Genomic DNA, 1,291 nt, shown 5'->3' with positions numbered 1-1,291 from the left:
ATCAAAGTAAAACGGGAGACGCTTCGTACCTGGGCACATGAAATCCATCATGTAAAACGAGCCAAACATCGACGTTCTAAGGTAAGAAGACGACGTGAGCGTATGGAAGCCGAAGGCTTAATGCTGCAAATGGACGGCAGTCCGCACCTTTGGTTCGGTGATAAAAAATCCTGTCTTATCGCCATGATTGATGATGCAACCAGTGAGGTTCATGCGGAGTTTTTTCCTTCAGAAACCACCGAAGGATGCCTCAAAGTAATGAAAACTTATATCAAGAAAAAAGGGCTTTTTAAGACTCTTTATGTCGATAGAGCGGGCATCTTCGGTGGACCAAAACGTTGCCACTTCTCCCAGATGCAACGAGCCTGTGAAGAGCTGGGTATAGAAATTATTTTTGCCAATTCGCCTCAAGGCAAGGGTCGCATCGAACGTGCTTTTGATACGTTCCAAGATCGTCTAGTCCCTGAGTTAAGGCTGGCTGGGGTTACTGATATGATCAGTGCAAATAACTACCTACAAAATACCTTCATCCCTGAGTATTGGGCAACGACCCTCACAGTCAACGCCAAATTAATGCGCTCTGAGCATACACCCGTTCCGAAGTACCTCAACATTGACGCGATATGTATTCAAAAAGAATATCGAAAAATCCGTCGAGATCATACCTTCAGTTACGCCAACGCAATGTATCAAATCACCTCCCCATTACGGCACTCTATCGTGAGTCAACAAGTCGAATTACGTAAGCAACTTGATGGTGGTTTTACGGCTTATTTTGCCGACCGAGAGTTATCGATTAAAGAGCTTACTGAGCCTAGCTCTAGGAAAGAATACGGAGAAGAGGTTCAGAAAAAGATCGAGGCTATTGAGCTTGCCAATGAGTTAGGGAATGTTAGAGAAGCGGCCCGACAAAGCGGTTGTTCTGTCAAAAGCATTCACAACAACCGTCAATTACTTGAAGCCCATGGCCCACTTGCTTTGAAACGTCTGTATGGTCAATCACACAACAATAATCGCATCGATGAAAAGACTCGAAATATCGTCATCTCATTAACACTCAAATCGCCTCACCTAACCTCTATTAGGATAAGTGGTGAGATGAGAAAGCGTTTTAACATCTCGATTAGTCACTCAACAGTAAGGAACATCTGGCTTGAAGAAAAGCTGAATACAAGAGAGTTACGGGAGGCACGTGCCGAGGAATCAATTATCGAATAGAAACTAATCTGCAATAGTGGACTACTATGAATAAAGCAGCGACAGAATCCTTCGGTATTTAGACCGTCAACCT

Annotated in this window: 1 protein-coding gene; it reads left to right on the top strand. The window is 43.9% G+C overall.

What is annotated here, in order from left to right; translation table 11 throughout:
* Positions 1-1,218 (top strand): ISNCY family transposase (locus tag AB4623_RS24100; protein ID WP_371692812.1); only part of this gene is annotated, 1,218 nt, incomplete at its 5' end.
* Positions 1,219-1,291: the final 73 nt, after the last annotated feature.

It is taken from the genome of Vibrio sp. 10N.222.52.C12, assembly GCF_041474215.1.
GTDB classification, from domain to species: Bacteria; Pseudomonadota; Gammaproteobacteria; order Enterobacterales; family Vibrionaceae; genus Vibrio; species Vibrio crassostreae_C.
Note: the sequence above shows the minus strand (reverse complement) of the source record. Positions and strands in the feature narration are given on the sequence as shown.